15 protein-coding genes are annotated in these 16,555 nt (G+C 68.8%); 9 read left to right on the top strand and 6 right to left on the bottom strand.

Annotation, left to right across the window (positions count from 1 at the left end; translation table 11 throughout):
• Positions 1-57: 57 nt before the first annotated feature.
• The 4 genes from A3CQ_RS0105450 to A3CQ_RS57120 form a co-directional block, all read right to left on the bottom strand.
• Positions 58-1,092 (bottom strand): YihY/virulence factor BrkB family protein, encoded by a 1,035-nt coding sequence (locus A3CQ_RS0105450; RefSeq protein WP_020509906.1) that lies wholly within the window; start codon positions 1,090-1,092, stop codon positions 58-60.
• A 92-nt stretch (positions 1,093-1,184) separates the two neighbouring features.
• Positions 1,185-1,796: a DUF3618 domain-containing protein gene (locus A3CQ_RS0105445; RefSeq protein ID WP_020509905.1), complete on the bottom strand. Its 612-nt coding sequence runs from the start codon at positions 1,794-1,796 to the stop codon at positions 1,185-1,187.
• A complete protein-coding gene (locus A3CQ_RS0105440; RefSeq protein WP_026205345.1) occupies positions 1,772-2,188 on the bottom strand; it encodes a phage holin family protein in 417 nt (138 codons plus the stop codon). The genes A3CQ_RS0105445 and A3CQ_RS0105440 overlap by 25 nt, the downstream gene beginning before the upstream one ends.
• Positions 2,185-2,904 (bottom strand): hypothetical protein, encoded by a 720-nt coding sequence (locus tag A3CQ_RS57120; protein ID WP_026205344.1) that lies wholly within the window; start codon positions 2,902-2,904, stop codon positions 2,185-2,187. Before A3CQ_RS57120 ends, A3CQ_RS0105440 begins: the two co-directional genes overlap by 4 nt.
• A 202-nt stretch (positions 2,905-3,106) precedes the next feature.
• Between A3CQ_RS57120 and A3CQ_RS0105430 the strand changes: the two genes are divergently transcribed.
• On the top strand, positions 3,107-3,847 hold the full coding sequence (locus A3CQ_RS0105430; RefSeq protein WP_051115139.1) for a TetR/AcrR family transcriptional regulator C-terminal domain-containing protein: 741 nt from the start codon (positions 3,107-3,109) through the stop codon (positions 3,845-3,847).
• Positions 3,848-4,226: 379 nt separating this feature from the next.
• Here the strand turns inward: A3CQ_RS0105430 and A3CQ_RS0105425 are convergent, their stop codons facing one another.
• A complete protein-coding gene (locus A3CQ_RS0105425; protein ID WP_020509901.1) occupies positions 4,227-5,081 on the bottom strand; it encodes an NmrA family NAD(P)-binding protein in 855 nt (284 codons plus the stop codon).
• An 81-nt stretch (positions 5,082-5,162) separates the two neighbouring features.
• On the opposite strand from A3CQ_RS0105425, the gene A3CQ_RS0105420 reads away from it, so the two are divergent.
• Complete coding sequence (locus A3CQ_RS0105420) at positions 5,163-5,906, top strand: TetR/AcrR family transcriptional regulator (protein WP_020509900.1); 744 nt, start codon at positions 5,163-5,165, stop codon at positions 5,904-5,906.
• A 156-nt stretch (positions 5,907-6,062) separates the two neighbouring features.
• Positions 6,063-7,787 carry a glycoside hydrolase family 9 protein gene (locus A3CQ_RS0105415; RefSeq protein ID WP_026205343.1) on the top strand — a complete coding sequence of 575 codons (1,725 nt, stop codon included), beginning with the start codon at positions 6,063-6,065 and terminating at the stop codon, positions 7,785-7,787.
• Positions 7,788-7,823: 36 nt separating this feature from the next.
• On the opposite strand, the gene A3CQ_RS0105410 is transcribed toward A3CQ_RS0105415, so the two are convergent.
• Positions 7,824-8,774 carry a zinc-dependent alcohol dehydrogenase gene (locus A3CQ_RS0105410; RefSeq protein WP_020509898.1) on the bottom strand — a complete coding sequence of 317 codons (951 nt, stop codon included), beginning with the start codon at positions 8,772-8,774 and terminating at the stop codon, positions 7,824-7,826.
• Between the two features lie 277 nt (positions 8,775-9,051).
• Here A3CQ_RS0105410 and A3CQ_RS0105405 point away from each other — a divergent pair, with 277 nt between their 5' ends.
• Genes A3CQ_RS0105405 through A3CQ_RS0105380 form a run of 6 tightly spaced genes read left to right on the top strand, consistent with a single transcriptional unit; the run spans position 9,052 to position 16,514 of the window.
• Entirely contained in the window at positions 9,052-10,131 is a 1,080-nt protein-coding gene (locus A3CQ_RS0105405; protein ID WP_020509897.1) for a Gfo/Idh/MocA family protein, read from the top strand.
• A 6-nt stretch (positions 10,132-10,137) separates the two neighbouring features.
• The gene (locus A3CQ_RS0105400; protein WP_040431330.1) at positions 10,138-10,788 is read left to right on the top strand and encodes a ThuA domain-containing protein; all 651 of its coding nucleotides are present in this window, start codon (positions 10,138-10,140) and stop codon (positions 10,786-10,788) included.
• Complete coding sequence (locus A3CQ_RS0105395) at positions 10,785-11,759, top strand: ABC transporter permease (protein WP_020509895.1); 975 nt, start codon at positions 10,785-10,787, stop codon at positions 11,757-11,759. Before A3CQ_RS0105400 ends, A3CQ_RS0105395 begins: the two co-directional genes overlap by 4 nt.
• A gap of 2 nt (positions 11,760-11,761) precedes the next feature.
• Positions 11,762-13,780, top strand: a complete 2,019-nt coding sequence (locus A3CQ_RS62545) for a dipeptide/oligopeptide/nickel ABC transporter permease/ATP-binding protein (RefSeq protein ID WP_245576998.1) — start codon at positions 11,762-11,764, stop codon at positions 13,778-13,780.
• Positions 13,777-14,850 (top strand): ABC transporter ATP-binding protein, encoded by a 1,074-nt coding sequence (locus A3CQ_RS0105385; protein ID WP_020509893.1) that lies wholly within the window; start codon positions 13,777-13,779, stop codon positions 14,848-14,850. The genes A3CQ_RS62545 and A3CQ_RS0105385 overlap by 4 nt, the downstream gene beginning before the upstream one ends.
• Entirely contained in the window at positions 14,850-16,514 is a 1,665-nt protein-coding gene (locus A3CQ_RS0105380) for an ABC transporter substrate-binding protein (protein WP_020509892.1), read from the top strand. Before A3CQ_RS0105385 ends, A3CQ_RS0105380 begins: the two co-directional genes overlap by 1 nt.
• The last annotated feature ends 41 nt before the right edge of the window (positions 16,515-16,555 follow it).

The raw sequence follows: 16,555 nt of genomic DNA, 5'->3' as shown, positions 1-16,555 counted from the left end.
GGGTCCGCAGCACGGGCTGATCGCTGGCCGCCGGACCGTGCCGGACGGCGCCGTCTCTCATTGCCCCTTTTTGAGTTTGCGGTCGTCGCGAAGTTCGAGGAAGGGCTCGTCGGTGGGGTCGTGGCCGGCGGCGATGGCTCGGCCACGTTCGAGTTCGGCATCGAGCTCGGCGCCGAGCAGGATGGCGATGTTGGAGATCCAGAGCCAGACGAGGAAGGCGATGACGCCGCCGACGGCACCGTAGGTCTTGTTGTAGTTGGCGAAGTTGGCGAGATAGATCGCGAACGCGACGGAGGCCAGGATCCAGAGCACGACGGCGAACAGGCCGCCGGGGCTGACCCACCGGAATCCGCCGGTCTTCGCGTTCGGGGACGCCCAGTACAGGATGGCGAACATCAGGCTGACCAGGACGAGCAGGACCGGCCATTTCGCGATGTTCCACGTGGCGACGGCCACCGAGCCGATGCCGATCTTCTCGCCGACAATCTTGGCGAGATTTCCGCTGAGGACGACGAGGGCGGTGGAGACGACAAGCATCAGGCCCACGACCGCGGTGACGCCGACACGAATGGGCAGTGTCTTCCAGATCGGCCGGCCTTCGGGCACGTCGTAGACGGCGTTCGAGGCGCGCATGAACGCCGCGACATATCCGGAGGCGGACCAGAACGCGACGAGAATACCGATGATCGCCGCCACGCCTGCGGTGCGGGGGTCCTTGACCTGGGTGAGGACGGTGTCGACCAGGTGTCGCATTTGGTCGTTGGGAGCGAGTTGGTGGGCGGCGTCGGTAACGGTCTTCTGGCCGTTGTTGCTGAGCATGCCGAGCAGCGACACGATCACCAAGAGGCCCGGAAAGATCGAGAGCACGCCGTAGTAGGTGAGTGCAGCCGCCCAGTCGGATAGGTTGTCCGACGAGAATTGCTTGCCCGTACGTCTCAGCGCCGCGAACAAGCCCTTCCCCCCGAGGGCCGTGGGGCTGTCCGGGCCGGCGCCGGGTGACACCGCCGACAGATCGGTGGGCCGGTCGTCGCCGGTGCGGGTGCTGGCGGCGGCATCCAGATCGAAATCGCCGGTGTTGTGGCGATGGGCCATGGCAGGTCTCCTCCGAGATCAGAGGTTCGTGGATGTGAGGTGGTCCGCCCGCTGATGCCGGCACGGCGACAACCGGCATCAGCGGGTTGGTATCAGGCGTTCTGCGCGGCCCGCTTCGTCTCGTCCTTGGCGTCCTGCGCCGAGGCCTGCGCCTGCACCTTGGTGGTCTGTGCGGCGTCCTGAGCGGTGTCCTTGACCCGCTCGGCGGCGTGCTGCACGCTGCCAGACAGGTCGTCCTTCATCTCGTCGGCGACGTTCTTGACCTGATCGGTGAGGTCACCGCTGCGGTCCTTGAGTTCCTGGCCGGCGCGCCGTTCGGCGTCGCTGACCGGAATCACGGTAGCGGCGAGCAGTCCGATGCCGAACGCGATGAGGCCCGCGGCGAGCGGGTTGCCCTGTGTCTGCGCGGTCACCTGGCGGGGCGCGTTGCGTACGGCATCGGCCGCGTCGTGCGCCTTTTCCCCGGCCGTGTTGCCCAGCCCGGACGCCTTGTCCTGAATAGTGCTCACCGCGGACGAGGTAGCGTCACCGGTGGTTTGCCGGGCCCGCTCGGTGGTGCCCATCACTTTCTCCTTCGCGGCCGTCCAGCGCCGCTTGGCGGCCATCGTGGGACTGGTCTTCTCCGCGAGCAGGTCGACATCCTGCGTCAGCGAAGCCCGGGTGCGTTCGATGTCGTGCCTCAGCCGGTCGGGTTCTTCAGCCATCGCGCGTCCTCCTTGATCGTGTCGACGGTGCGCCGCGGCATGGGGTCGACGGTCTTCAGTCTGTTGCGGCCGGTCGCGTACAGTGCGGCGCCGATGACGCCCCAGACGACGGCGACGATCAGGGCCGCCCACCCGGCGTCCATGACGTTCGCCAGGCCGAACACCGCCGCGAAGCTGAGCAGCACGACGGCCAGATAGCCGGCGAACCCAGCGCCGCCGAGCATCCCGGCGGCCTTGCCGGCCTTGGTCGCTTCCTCCTTGAGCTCGGCCTTCGCGAGCTCGACCTCCTGACGGAACAACTGCGAGAGATCGTCGCTGATGTTGCCGATCAGCTCACCGATCGACTTCTCGCTCACCTGCTCCGACTGGTCTTCTGGATAGGGGATGTTCATGGCCGCGGCTCCGTCTGGGCGACCGGGAACTCCTCGTCGACCACGATCGGGGTGCCGGTGCCGGTGGAGGCGTACTCGGTTGCGGGGTAGCTGCCGATCGGCTCGGCCGTCTCGGTGCCCGCGTACGGTGCCGGGCCCGTGGCTACGTCGGCCGGGTCGTAGCTGGCCGCGAACGCATCGCTGGGCGGCTTCACGTCGCTGCCACCGGCAGCCGGGTCGGCCACGGCGACACTCTTGCCCAGCCGGCCGACGACGAACCCGGCGGCCAACGCGGTTGCCAGGAAGGCGCCGGGGCGGCGCCGGGCGAAGTCCTGCACCTCGCGCAGCACTCCCTCGGGGCCGTTGCGGTCCAGGTAGTCGGCCAGTTGCCGGCCACCGTCGGCCACCCGGGAAACCACCGTCGCGGCTGGACTGTCGGCACGGTCACCGCGCATCTCGTCGAGTTGATCCGCGGTCTGCCGGATGCTCCCGACCAAGCGGTCATTCTGTGCGTGCGCCTGCTGGTTGACCTTGGCCCGGACGTCACCGGCCACGTTGCGAACCTGGGTCTTGGCTTCGTCGCCCACACGCTGAGCCTGCTGCCCGGCGGTGTCCTTGACCTCGCTCACCGCATGGCCGGCCGCCTGCTGGGTCGTACCGGCGACTTGTTTGACCTTTGACGGGTCGTCGCCCACGGCGTGCTCCGGCGCATACGCACCGGTTGTCGACTCACTCACGTTGCCTCCTACGAATCGGTCATTGTTGGTCTGCATGCCCTCCTCAATCGCTTTTAACCCTCTTCCGGTTTATCGCATAAACGACCTTGGCCGGGTCGAAGGTAAAGGTGATCATTGACGCGAGGAAAGGCCTGCATGCCACCGATGTCGACATATGACAGACTGGCCGGGGTAGCGCCCGGCGCGGGAAGGGAGGGACGGCATGAGGGACGCCGTCACGCCCGAGGCCCGCGCTGGTGGCCCCGGATCAGGTCGCGGCGGGCTGGATGCGGAGCGCATCATCGCCGCCGCGGTGCGGTTCATCGACGAGCACGGCCTGCGGATGCTGACCATGCAGCGTCTAGGTGCCTACCTCGGCGTGGAGGGCATGGCCCTCTACCGCTACGTACCGGGACGGGAGGCGCTGCTCGACGGGGTCGTCGAGGCGGTCGTCGACGAGTTGTTCAACGACCCGGAGGTGCACCTCGAGGCACACGCCGGGTGGGTCGACTACCTGCAGCGCCTCGGCCACGGCCTGCGCCGCATCGCCCTCACACATCCCGAGGTGTTTCCGCTGGTGGCGACGCGGCCGACGGCGGCACCCTGGGTGCGGCCGCCGCTGCGCAGCCTGCGCTGGATCGAGTCGCTGCTGCAGGTCATGACCGACGCCGGCTTCTCCGACGAGAACGCCGCCGCGGTCTACCGTACGTTCAGCAGCTTCCTGCTCGGTTACCTGCTGCTCGAGGTGGCCGGCCGCGGAGTGGAAACCGGTCCGGTCGAGGAACCCGACGTCATGCCGACCGAGGACCTGAGCGGCTATCCGCTGTTGCAACGCCTCGAACCACACCTGTCGCTCGACTTCGCGGCCCAGGACTTCGACGAAGCCCTCGAGGCGCTGCTCGACCGTGTCGCCCTGCTGCTGCCGCGCCGCCGTCGGCCGCACCGCCTGACGGCGGACGAGTGAGCGCAAACCGCCATGGGTAAATCACGGACCTCCGTTGTTTAAGCCATAAACGGCCCGTCGTCGGGATACGACCACGACGGGAATTCTGCATTGTTGCTCGTCCGTTGCCCGGGCAGGCGTACGACGTCCGCGTTGGGGACGAGGTACCCGCCCTCGCCATGTACCGCACCGACCCTCACGCCGAAATCCAACATGCCGCCGGACTACTCGTCATCACCCTCGCCGGCACCCACATCAGCGCCCTGACGCTGTTCCCCACAGACGTCCTACGCCGATTCGGGCTACCCCGAACGCTGCCGCGATCAGCAGAAACCGCGCCGGCATAGGCACGCCACCGCGAGCCCACCCGATCTCGGCTGGTTACTGCGGTGTCTTTGCGCTATTCACTCGTCGCCTGCAGGGCGTCCCGGGCGTTGCGTGGTTGACGGTCGAGGAGCTCGCCGAGCAGCGGGTCGGTGCCGGCGAAGAATCCGCCCTGCGCGGCCTGGTAGAAGCCGAGCAGGAAACGCGTCATGTGCTCCGGTTGTCCGGCGGCGCTCTGCGCGGCGGCCCATTCCTCCGCGTCGATCCGTTGGAACCGGACGGTTCGTCCCGATAGCTCGGAGGCGATCTCGGCGAGCTCGGTGAAGGTCGGGGCCGCGGGCGCGGTGATGGTGATCGGGCCGTCGTACGGGCCGCGTGCGGCCAGGATAATGGCGGCTGCCTCAGCTGCGTCCTCGCGTGCCGTCCAGGACACCGGTCCATCGCTGGGCACCGCGATCACGCCCGTCTCGCGCCATGGGCCGGCGAGCCACTTGAGGCTGTGGGCATAGAACCCGTTGCGCAGAGAGGTCCATGGGATCCCGGAGGCGGCCAAGAGTTGCTCGGTGGCGAAGTGGTCCCGTCCGGGAGCGAACGGGTTGTCGGGTGCGGCAGCCTGGTGACTGGTGTAGAGGATCCGTTTTACATCGGCTGTGACTGCCGCATCGACTGCCGCGCGGTGCAGGCCGATCGCGTCCGCAGTCGGATCGTTGGAGGAGACGAGCAGCAGTTGGTCCGCCCCGGCGAACGCCGCAGGCAGAGAGTCGGGGTGAGCGTAGTCGCCGCGCCTGACTTCGACACCACGCCGCGCGAAGCGTGCGGCCTTCGAGGTGTCGCGCACGGCCACCGCGATCTCGCTCGCGGGCAGGCGTTCGAGCAGGTGGTCGACGGTCGCGCCGTTGAGGGCTCCAGTCGCTCCGGTCACGACGATCATGACTTCCTCCTGTTATCGATGGAAACGTGGTCACGGTATCGCCGATACGGGATGATAGCAAGTCGGTGTTATCATTGGTTCGTGAGTGAGGCGGGCAAGAGCCGAGCGGACACCCGGGAGGCGATCGTCGGCGCTGCCGCGTGGCTGTTGCGCGAGGGCGGACCCAGTGCGGTGACGACTCGCGGCGTTGCCGAACGGGCCGGCGTCCAGGCGCCGACCATCTACCGCCTGTTCGGCGACAAGGACGGTCTGCTCGAGGCGGTGGCTGAGCATGTCATGGCCGCGTTCGTCTCGGAAAAAGCCGCAGGCGTGGCGGCGGCCACGACGGCAGATGTCGACCCACTGGACGATCTACGCGCGAGCTGGCGCAAGCAGATCGAGTTCGGTCTCGCCAACCCGGCAGTGTTCCGTCTGCTGAGTGACCCGGAACACGTGCGTGGCTCACCCGCTGCCCGCATGGGCCGACAGGTTCTGGAAACGCGCATCCATCGGTTGGCGGCGGCCGGCCGGCTCCGGGTCCCCGAACCGCATGCGGTCGACCTCATCCAGGCTGCCGGCGTCGGGACCATTCAGACACTGCTGGCGACACCGCGGGACCAGCGGGATCCATCCCTTGGCGACGCGATGATGAACGCCGTCCTGGGCCGTATCCTGACCGACGCCCCCGCCGAGGCGCCGGACGGACCCGTCGCGACGGCCGTCGCCCTCCGGGCTGTCGTGCCGCAACTGGGAGCGCTCAGCGACGCCGAGCGCCACTTGCTGGTCGAATGGCTCGACCGCATCACGGCGGCATCCGCCGGGCAGCCGGCCGAGCTCGACGTCTGAACAGCAACCGCATCTGACCCCGGGTCTTTGCAGATCAGAAGCTGTGATGTCGCCCGTCGAGCCGGTGATCGCAGCCGTCGCCGTCCGCGTCGCTGCGATTTGTATCGTGTGGTATTCATTTGGTATCGCAGCGGTAATACGAAACGAGGGCGGCTGATGAGACTGGTTGGAGAGGACGCGCCGGCTGTCCTGGTGTCTCACTTGGGATACAACGCCCAGGCAACAAAGCAGGCGCTGCTCGCGACGACACCCTCGGCCGCGCCCGTCTCGGCCCGTCTCGTACGGGAAGACGGCTGGACCCGGCAGCTGCGGCCCGCCGAGGCGCAGTGCGCCGCCGGATGGTCCGCGACGGTCTACCACCCCCTCCGATTCGACGACGTCACCGAGCCGGGCGAATACCGCGTCGAGGCGGTCGTGGACGGCCGAGTGCTGTCCTCGACGGCCTTCCGCATCGGGGAGCACGTGCGGCCGGGATCCGCCGTGGCCGACATCACCGCCTACTTCCGCTCGGCGCGCTCGAGTGGGGAGATCGACCGCAAGGACCGGCACGCGCGCTTCTACGGCGACGACTCGGGCCGGGAGGTCGACGCCCACGGAGGCTGGCTCGACGCCTCCGGTGACTACAGCAAGTTCCTCAGCCACCTGACGTACACCCGGATGATGAGCCCGCAGCAGATTCCGCTCGTGGCCTGGGCGCTCGCGCAGGCGGCTGCGGAATTGCCCGCGGTGCACCCTGGCTTCCGCACCAGCCAGCACGCGCGGCTGCGCGACGAGGCGTTGCACGGGGCCGACTTCCTGATGCGCTTCCGGTCGCCCGATGGCTACTTCTACACCGGCATCTTCGACGCGCTCACCAAGGTCCTCGAGGAGCGGGTCATCACCGCGCCATTGCAGGACAGCGTGCGTACCCAGCGCTGGCAGGCCGCGTACCGGCACGGCGGCGGGATGGCCATCGCGGCCCTCGCCCGTGCGGCGACCCTCGACCAGGCCGGCGAGTTCGGCCCCGAGGAGTACTGGACGGCGGCGGTCCGCGGGTTCGAGCACCTGGAGCGGCACAACACGAAGTACCTGTTCGACGGGCGCGAGTCGATCATCGACGAGTACTGCGCGCTCATGGCGGCGACCGAGCTGGTACGCGCCGGGCGGCGACGAGGTGCCGATGTCGTGGCGTTCGAGCAGGCCGCCCGCGCGCGGGCGCGGGCGCTCACGGCGCGGCGCCGGTTCGACGACGACGGCGTCGGATACCTCGTCGGTGACGCGACGGGCGCCCCGTTCTTCCACGCGACGGAACCGGGGTTGCCGGTCATTGCACTGATCCTGGCGGCGGAGCAACTGCCGGACACCGCATCGGAGGCCCGCGGCCTCGCGAGCGCCCTGCTCGCCGACCTCGCCCGGCGCACCGACGCGGTGCCCAACCCCTTCGGCTACCCGCGCCAGCGCGTTCAGCCGATCGGCGGCGAGGCCCGCGACGCGTTCTTCTACCCGCACGAGAACGAGACCGGCTATTGGTGGCAGGGCGAGAATGCGGGCCTGGCCTCGCTGGCGTACGCGGCGACGCTCGGGGCCCGGCTCGACGAAGTCTCCCCGGAGCTGCGCGAACGGCTGTTGCGGCTGGCCGATGACGTACTCGGCTGGGTGGGCGGCCTCAACCCCTTCGACAGCTGCATGCTGCAGGGCAAGGGTCGCAACAACCCGGACTACTCCAGCGAGTATCAGAACAGCCCGGGCGGCATCGCCAACGGCATCACCAGCGGGTTCCACGATGAGGACGCGATCGCCCTGCTGCCGGACGATGCGCCGGACGGCGAGCAATGGCGCTGGGCTGAGCAGTGGATCCCGCACTCGGGCTGGTACGTGCTGGCGGTGTGCGCGGCGCGCTGAGTGCCGGCCGCGGCACCTCGATGCGGCGAGATCCCGTCAAGCGGTGGGCAGCACGACCGACTTGACGAAGGCGGCGTCGCGCGTGTCCATCAGCTTGTACGCGGCATCGATGCCGTCCAGGCCGAAGCGATTCGTGATCAGCGGTTCGTAGCTGACGCGACCGGACGCGATGAGCTCGAGCGCGTTGTGCATCGCGGCAACGAGCCGGCCGCGGTCGGGGCAGAAGCCGTTGACGATCGTGGCCCCCTTGTACCAGAGGTCCATGTCCATCTTCGCTGTGCCGGCGTGGTGGTATCCGACCACGCAGAGCGTTCCGAACGGGCGCACGAGCGGGGAGGATGCCTCGAGCCCGGGCGTGACGCCGGTGGCCTCCAGCACGATGTCCATCCGCCCGTCGTTGCCGGGTGTGAACTCGCCGCGCATCCCCGACGGCACGTCGTCGGGGTGGAAGGCCAGGTCGGCGCCCATCCGGACGGCCCGTTCGCGGGCATGAGGGCTCGGGTCGACGCCGACGAGCAGGCCCGGCGCGCGGGTCTTGGCGAGTTGGATCAGCCCGAGGCCCATGAAGCCGAGGCCGACGACGGCGATCCGGTCGCCGGGCTGCGGGTTCGTGCGGGCCAGCGCCTCCTCCAGGTCGGCGATCGGCTCGCCGATCGCGTGCTCCGGGGCGATGCCCGCCGGCACGGGCAGGATGGCGTTCGCGTCCAGGACGGCACGCGTAGCGAAGCCCCGGTCGCCGAGGCCGGTGACCAGCTGTCCGCGCGCCCAGCGCCCCGCGTGCGCTCCGGTGGTGAGTACCCGGCCGACCATCTCATGGCCGAGACGGAGCGGCTCTTCGCGACTGCCGCCGGAGCGCCACGGTGCGATGTCGGAGGTGCAGACGCCGCACGCGAGAACCTCGACGAGCACCTGGCCGGGGCCGGGTTCGGGGTCGGGGAGTTCGACGATCTCGGAGGTGCGTGGGGCGACGATCTGGCTGATGAGCATTGGCTGGCAGCTTTCTGACGAGGCGCGTGCTGCGTGCCCGCGGTGCCTGGAGTGGTCGGCGAGCCGGCTTGGAGTGTAGCCCCGGAGGTACCCACTGGATAAAGATTGGTACGCAGTGGAATGCTGTGACCTGGACCGCATATTTCCCGGCAAATCCCCTTGAGCATGGTCTCGACCAGGTCGACGGCGGCGGCCGATCTTCCTTCTGGACTTCATGGCCTGAAGTGGTATAGCTTTGGACTGCACTTGGACGAGACGCCAGAGGGGGGTGCCGGACATGGATTCCTACACGGCAGCGGTGATCGCCGCCGGCTCCCAGGGCCGCGTCCACGCCCGTGGCTATGCGGCGGACGCCCGCGCGCGGCTGCTCGCGGTCGCCGACATCAACCGCGCCGCGGCCCAGGAGCTGGCGGACGACCTCAGCATCCCCGCGGTGTACGAGGACTACCGCGAGCTGCTGGAAACGCAGCGGCCCGAACTGGTCTCGGTGTGTACCCCGCCGGCCCAGCACCTCGACGTGGTACGCGCGGCGGTCGCCGCCGGCGCCCGGGCGATCCACTGCGAGAAGCCGGTCGCTCTTTCGTACGGCGACGCGCTCGAGATGGCGCGCGTGACACGGGACGCCGGGGTGCAGCTGACGGTCAACCTGCAACGCCGCTTCGAGGCGGTCCACCGCTTCGCTCGGGAGCAGATCGTGGGCGGCGTGCTCGGCGATGTCGTGAGCATCGAAGGATATTGCCCGAATCTGGGCGACTGGGGCGCACACGTCATCGACCTCATGTTCTTCTACCTCGGCGACGCGCCCGCCCAGTCGGTCATCGGGCAGGTGGACGTCTCGGTCAACCGGTACGTCTACGGCGCGTTCGCGGAGACCGCCTCGCTGACCCAGGTCAGGTGGGCCAACGGCATCAGCGCGATCATCGCGACCGGCCGGGAACCATGGACTCCCTCGCTGAACCTCCAGAACAACCTGGGAATTCTGGTACAGGGAACCGGGGGCCGGCTCGATGCCCGCGGTGCGCGCTGCGTCGTGCGTCGTTTCGGCGCGGAGGACGTGGTCCTCGAGTCGCCGTTCGACCGCGACGCCACGCACTGGGAGCGCGGTGTCGACCCGGCGATCGTGGCCGGCACGGCCGAAGCGATCTCGGATGCCATCACGAGCCTCGGCGCGGGCACCGAGCCGGTCTGCGCGGCGGCGCACGCGCTCGCCGGCGCCGAGGTCATCTTCGCCACGTACGAGAGCAGCCGGTCCCGGCGCCGGATCGAGCTACCGCTGCGACAGCTCGACAACGCCCTGACCGCCGGACTGCGGACCGGGTTCTGGCACCCGGTCGGCGAACTGCGGTCGACGTACTGAGGCGCCATGACGACACGATCAAGCACCTCCGCGCGGCGCGCCCTGGTCGTGGTCAACGGCGACGACGTGTACGAGGACATCTTCACCGCCGCCATGGAACTGCCGGGGCTGCTGGGCGAGGCCGGCTTCGCGGCGACCGTCGGGATGGGCACCGGCCACCTGACCGCCGTGCCCCGGCAGCACGCGGACCTGGTCGTGCTGTACACGGCAGCGGGCTGGTTCGGCACAGCGGCACAGCGCGAGCTCGAGCGGCGCGTCGAAGCCGGAACGGGACTCATCGCCATCCACGCGTCCAACGTGCTGGCGGCGGACGCCCCGCTCGCCGATCTGATCGGCAGCCGGTACGCCGGTCACGGCCCGCGGCCGCACGAAAGCCGTTACCGGGTGAACGTCGACGTCGGTCACCCGCTCGTGCGAGGTCTGCAGCCGTTCGAGATCACCCACGAACACTACGTGCTGGATCTGCGCACACCCGCGCATGCCGTGGCCTGGCGCGCGGCCGGGCAGCGACACGAACCGCTCGTTCACGTACGGCAGAAGGGAGCAGGTCGGGTGTGTTACGTCCAGTTCGGGCACGACATGCGCAGCTGGGGAGAGCCCGGCGTGCGCGAGATCGTCCGGCGTGCGGCGCGGTGGACCGTGGGTGAAGCACCGTGAAATCGTTGCTGCGCCGCGCGTTCTTCTACCTGGTCACCGCCTGGGCGGCGATCAGCCTGAACTTCCTCATCCCGCGGATCATGCCGGGCGACCCGGCCGAGCACCTCATCAACCAGTTCCACGGCCGTCTCAGCCCGTCCGCGGTCACGGCGATGCGGGCGCTGTTCGGGCAGAGCGACAAGAGCCTGTGGCAGCAGTACCTGGACTACTGGCACAACGTGTTCACCGGCGACTTCGGACTCTCGTACGCGTACTACCCGGCCACGGTGAGCGAAGTGCTGCGCACCAGCATGTGGTGGACGCTCGTGCTCATCACCCTGTGCACCGTCATCGCCTTCGTGCTCGGTACCGGGCTCGGGGTGCTCGCCGGCTGGAAACGTGGCACCTGGCTCGACTCCCTCGTACCGGTCACCACGTTCGTCTCCTCGATCCCGTACTTCTGGTTCGCGATCATCGTCGTGCTGCTGTTCGCGATGACCCTCAAGTGGTTCCCGATCTCGGGCGGCTACTCCTGGGACGCGACGATCGGTCTCAACTGGCCGTTCATCTCCAGCGCCCTGTACTACGCGGTGCTCCCGGCGTTCACGATCATCGCCGCGTCCGTGGGCGGCTGGCTGATCGGCATGCGCAACATGATGGTCACCACCCTCAGCGAGGACTACGTGCGGCTGGCCGAGGCCAAGGGCCTGCCGCCGCGCCGGGTCGTCTTCACCTACGCCGCCCGCAACGCGATGCTGCCGTCCCTGTCGGGGTTCGCCATGTCACTCGGTTTCGTCGTCGGCGGCTCGATCGTGACCGAGGTGGTCTTCAACTACCCGGGCATCGGCACCGTCCTGTTCAAGGCGGCACAGGCCGCCGACTACCCGCTGATGTCGGCGATCTTCCTCTTCATCACGGTCATGGTGCTGATCGCCAACCTGCTGGCCGACGTCGCGTACACCTTCCTCGATCCGCGCACCCGGGAGGCGTGAGCATGGTCGCCGCAATCAACATGGAGGCGCAGGCATCCGAGGCCGGCCCCCGCGCCTCCCGCCGGGCCTGGCTGCGTGCGCTCGGCCGTCCGCTGACCGCGACCGGCGTCATCATCACGATCTTCTTCGCCGTCGTCGCGATCATCGGCCCCTGGCTTGCCCCGTACGACCCGTCCGCGGTGTCGGACGCGGCGACCGCGGCGCCGTCGGCCGCCCACTGGCTCGGCACCACCCAGAACGGGCAGGACATCTTCTCCCAGATGCTGTACGGCGCCCGGGTGTCGATGTTCGTCGGCGTGGGCGCGGCCGTCGTGAGCACGTTCCTGTCGGTGCTCGTCGGGCTGCTCGCCGGCTATCTCGGTGGCGCCGCGGACGAGCTGCTTTCCTTGGTGGCCAACGTCTTCCTGGTGCTGCCGGCCCTGCCGCTGACGATCATCCTGGCCGCGTACCTGCCGAACAGCGGATCGCTCGGCATCATCTTCGTCATTTCGATCACCGGCTGGGCGTGGGGCGCTCGGGTGCTGCGCGCGCAGACCCTTTCGCTGCGGCGCCGGGACTTCGTCGAGGCGGCGCGCGCCACCGGTGACCGCACGTCGCTGATCATCCTGCGGGACATCCTCCCGAACCAGATCGCCATCATCGCCGCCTCGTTCCTGGGCACCGTCACCGGCGCCATCCTCACCCAGGCAGGCCTGGCCTTCCTCGGCCTGACCGACGTGACGCAGTGGTCCTGGGGCACGATCCTGTACTGGGCCCAGGTCTCCAGCGCGCTGCTGACCGGGGCGTGGTGGTGGTTCGTGCCGGCCGGCCTGGCGATCGCGCTGCTCGGCACCGGCCTCTCCCTGGTCAACTTCGGCATCGACGAGTTCATCAACCCGCGGCTGCGCCAGGCCGGGATCGGCACGCGCAAGGCGGCCCGCGGGATCACCAAGCGCCGCCGGGCGACCCGCCGCCGCCCCCCGCGCGTCAGTCGCCCGGCGGCCGTCCCCTTCACCCCGGACAGCACGGACGTCATCCTCGAGGTCCAGAACCTCAAGGTGGACTACCTCGGCGAGTACGGCAGCAGCACTCCCGCCGTCAACGACGTCACCTTCACGCTGCGGCGCGGCGAGGTGCTGGGGATCGCGGGCGAATCGGGCTCCGGGAAGTCGACGCTGGCGTACGCGATCACCCGGCTGCACAAGCCGCCGGCGACGATCAGCGCCGGCCAGATCCTCTACACCCGCCCGGACGGCGCCAAGGTCGACGTGCTCGGCCTGAACGAGCAGGAGTTGCGCGACTTCCGCTGGGAGGAGCTGTCCATCGTCTTCCAGTCGGCGATGAACGCGCTGAACCCCGTCCTGCGCATCGGCGAGCAGATCGCCGACGCCATCAAGGCGCACCGCCCTCAGATGACCGAGGTGGACCGGGCCAAGCGCGTCATCGAGCTGCTGCAGCTGGTCGGCATCCAACCCGATCGGGTACGCGCCTACCCGCACGAGCTGTCGGGCGGCATGCGCCAGCGGGCCATGATCGCTATCGGTCTCGCCCTCGACCCCGAGATCATCGTCATGGACGAGCCGACCACCGCCCTGGACGTCGTCATCCAGCGCCAGATCGTCGAGAAGATCATGGAGCTGAAGGACAAGCTCGGCTTCTCCGTCATCTTCATCACCCACGACCTGTCCCTGCTGATCGAGCTGTCCGACACGATCGTCGTCATGTACGGCGGCCGGATCGTCGAGCGGGCCGCCGCGCAGGACTTCTACCGCGACCCCCGGCACCCGTACAGCCGCGGCCTGCTCGCGTCCTTTCCGACGCTCAGCGGACCCCGGCGCGAGCTGACCGGCATCCCCGGGTCGCCGCCCAACCTGCGCAATCCGCCACCCGGTTGCGCGTTCCACCCCCGGTGCCCGCTCGCGTTCGCCGCTTGCAGCGAGGTCGTGCCGCCGCTGTACCAGCTCGAGACCGCCACCGGTCGCACCACCGACGCCGCGTGCCTGATCTACGACACCTCCGTGAGCGAAGGAACCTCGCGATGACCGTTCCCGACAGCGTCGAGCCGGTCCTGGAAGGCGTCGACCTCACCAAGCACTTCGCGGCCCGCGGCGGCAGTCCTTTCCGCCGGCACAAGCGGGTCGTGCACGCCGTCGACGGCGTATCGCTGAAGCTCTATCCCGGCTACATCACCGCGCTCGTCGGCGAGTCGGGCTCCGGGAAATCCACGCTCGCGCGGCTGCTGGCCCAGCTGTACCCGGTCACCGGCGGCGAGATCCGCTACCGGGGCCAGGCGGTGAAGGCCACCCGCGGCAAGGCGTTCCGGGCCTACGCCAGCAAGGTCCAGCTGATCCTCCAGGATCCCTTCGGCTCCTTCAACCCGGTCGCCTCCATCCTGCGGACGCTGCAGCGGGCCGTGCGGATTCACCACGCCGACCGCAGCCGCGCCCATCAGCGCGCCACCGTCGACGACCTGCTGCGCCAGGTGAGCCTCGTACCCCCGGAGCAGTTCACCGAGAAGTTCCCGCATGAGCTGTCCGGCGGCCAGCTGCAACGCGTATCGATCGCGCGGGCCCTGGCCGCGAGCCCCGACGTCTTCCTGGCCGACGAGCCGGTGTCCAGCCTCGACGTGTCGATCCGGCTCGGCATCCTCAACCTGCTGAAGAAGCTGACGGAGGAACGCGACGTCGCGCTGCTGTACGTCACCCACGACATCGCGTCGGCCCGGTACTTCGCGGCCGAGACCGCCGTCATGTACGCCGGCGAGCTGATCGAGCAGGGCCCGAGCGAAGAGGTGACGCAGCACGCCGCGCACCCGTACACGCAGCTGCTGATCGCGTCCGCGCCGGACCCCTCGCGCGGCGAGAGCGCACGCGTGAAGGACATCGGCCAGCCTCCGAGCCTCATCAACCCGCCGGCCGGGTGCCGGTTCCACCCGCGCTGCCCGTACGCGATGCAGCGCTGCCAGACCGAGGCGCCGCCGCGCTTCGACCTCGGCGACTCGCACACGACCCGGTGCTGGCTCTACGCCGACGACGAGGAAGCCGAGACCCGCCGATCCCAGACCTCCTTCACACCCCAACCCCCGGAGCCGCAAACAAAGGAGCAGTCATAATGCGACAGCCCGTTCTCGCCCGGAAGCTGATCAGCGCGGGCGCCACCGCCGCGCTGATCATCGGCCTCGCGGCCTGCTCGTCCAACTCGGACAAACCCTCGAGCGGCGCCGGCGTCACCCTCGTCGTCGCCGGCCAGTCGGACAACCTGACCCAGTCCTTCAACCCATACCTGCCCAACACGGCCCAGGGCCTGATGTTCTCCCCGGGCGGCTCGCCCGGCTTCATCTACGAGCCGCTGGTGCAGATCAACACGGTCGACATCGGCAAGGACATCCCCTGGCTCGCGAAGTCGTGGGAATGGTCGAACGGGAACAAGACGCTCACCACCCACCTGCAGACCGGCGTGACCTGGAGCGACGGCAAGCCGTTCACCTCGGCCGACGTCGTGTTCACCTATGGGCTGCTCAAGCAGTACCCCGCGCTCAACGCCGGCGGCGTGCCGAACTCCACAGTGACCGCGCCGGACGACAACACCGTGGTGTTCACCTTCGACCAGCCGTCGCAGCAGCTGTTCACGAACATCGTCTCGGCGCCCATCGTCTCCCAGCATGTCTGGTCCACGGCCGGCGACCCGACCAAGTACCCGGACGCCAACCCGGTCGGCACCGGCGCGTACGAACTGGGCAGCTACTCGCCGCAGAGCATCCTGCTCAAGGCCAACCCGCATTACTGGCAGGGTGCGCCGAAGGGGGTGACCGGTCTCCGCTTCGTCGCCTACAAGGACAACCAGGGCCAGACCAACGCGCTGGTCAGCGGCCAGGCCGACTGGGGCGGCACGTACATCGCCGACGCGGAGAAGACGTACCTGTCCAAGAGCAAGGACAACCACTACTGGGCGCCGCTGGCCGGAACCGACGGCCTTATCCCGAACCTGACCGTGTGGCCACTGAGCGATCTCGCCTTCCGCCAGGCGATCAGCCTGGGCGTCAACCGCACCGCGATCGGCGCGGCCAGCGGCCTTCCGCCGGCCACCAGCGTCACCGGCCTGCCGATGCCGGCGTACGAGTCGCAGGTGTCCCCGGCCCTGAAGGGCAAGGACTTCACGCAGGACGTCGCCGGCGCCAAGGCCAAGCTCGAGGGCGACGGCTTCACCATGGGCAGCGACGGCTACTACGCCAAGGACGGCAAGCGGGCCGAGTTCTCGATCAGTTTCCCCGGCGCGTACACCGACATCGCCGCCCGCGTGCAGGTGATGGTGTCCCAGCTCAAGGACATCGGCATCAAGCTCAACATCGACACCGTCGCGGTCAACGACATCAACAACCTGACCGCGACCGGCAAGTTCCAGTCGACCCAGGGGTACCCGGTGAACTCGGCGCCGCGCGCCTTCTCGTACTACAACGACACCATCAACCCCAACCTGTACTACCCGATCGGGAAGGCCACCCCGACCTTCCAGAACATCGAGCGGTACCAGAACCCGCAACTGGCCGAGCTGTTCAAGCAGTACCCGCTGGCCACCACCGACGATCAGCGGCAGACCATCATCAACCAGATCCAGCAGATCTTCGTGGACGACCTGCCATGGATCCCGATGTTCTACTGGGGCAGCTACGGCAACTGGAGCTCGGCCAAGGTCACCGGATGGCCCAGCCAGGACAACCCGTACTTCTCCCCGGTTCCGAACGAGGTCGTCGCCCTGCGGCTGACACCCGTCAAGTAACCCGACTGGGTCTGCGGCCGGGCCGGCGCCCGGCCGCGGAC

Origin of the sequence: Paractinoplanes globisporus DSM 43857, from assembly GCF_000379645.1 — a bacterium.
GTDB classification, from domain to species: Bacteria; Actinomycetota; Actinomycetes; order Mycobacteriales; family Micromonosporaceae; genus Actinoplanes; species Actinoplanes globisporus.
The sequence above is the reverse complement of the archived record's forward strand: the minus strand, read 5'-3'. Positions and strand labels throughout refer to the sequence as shown.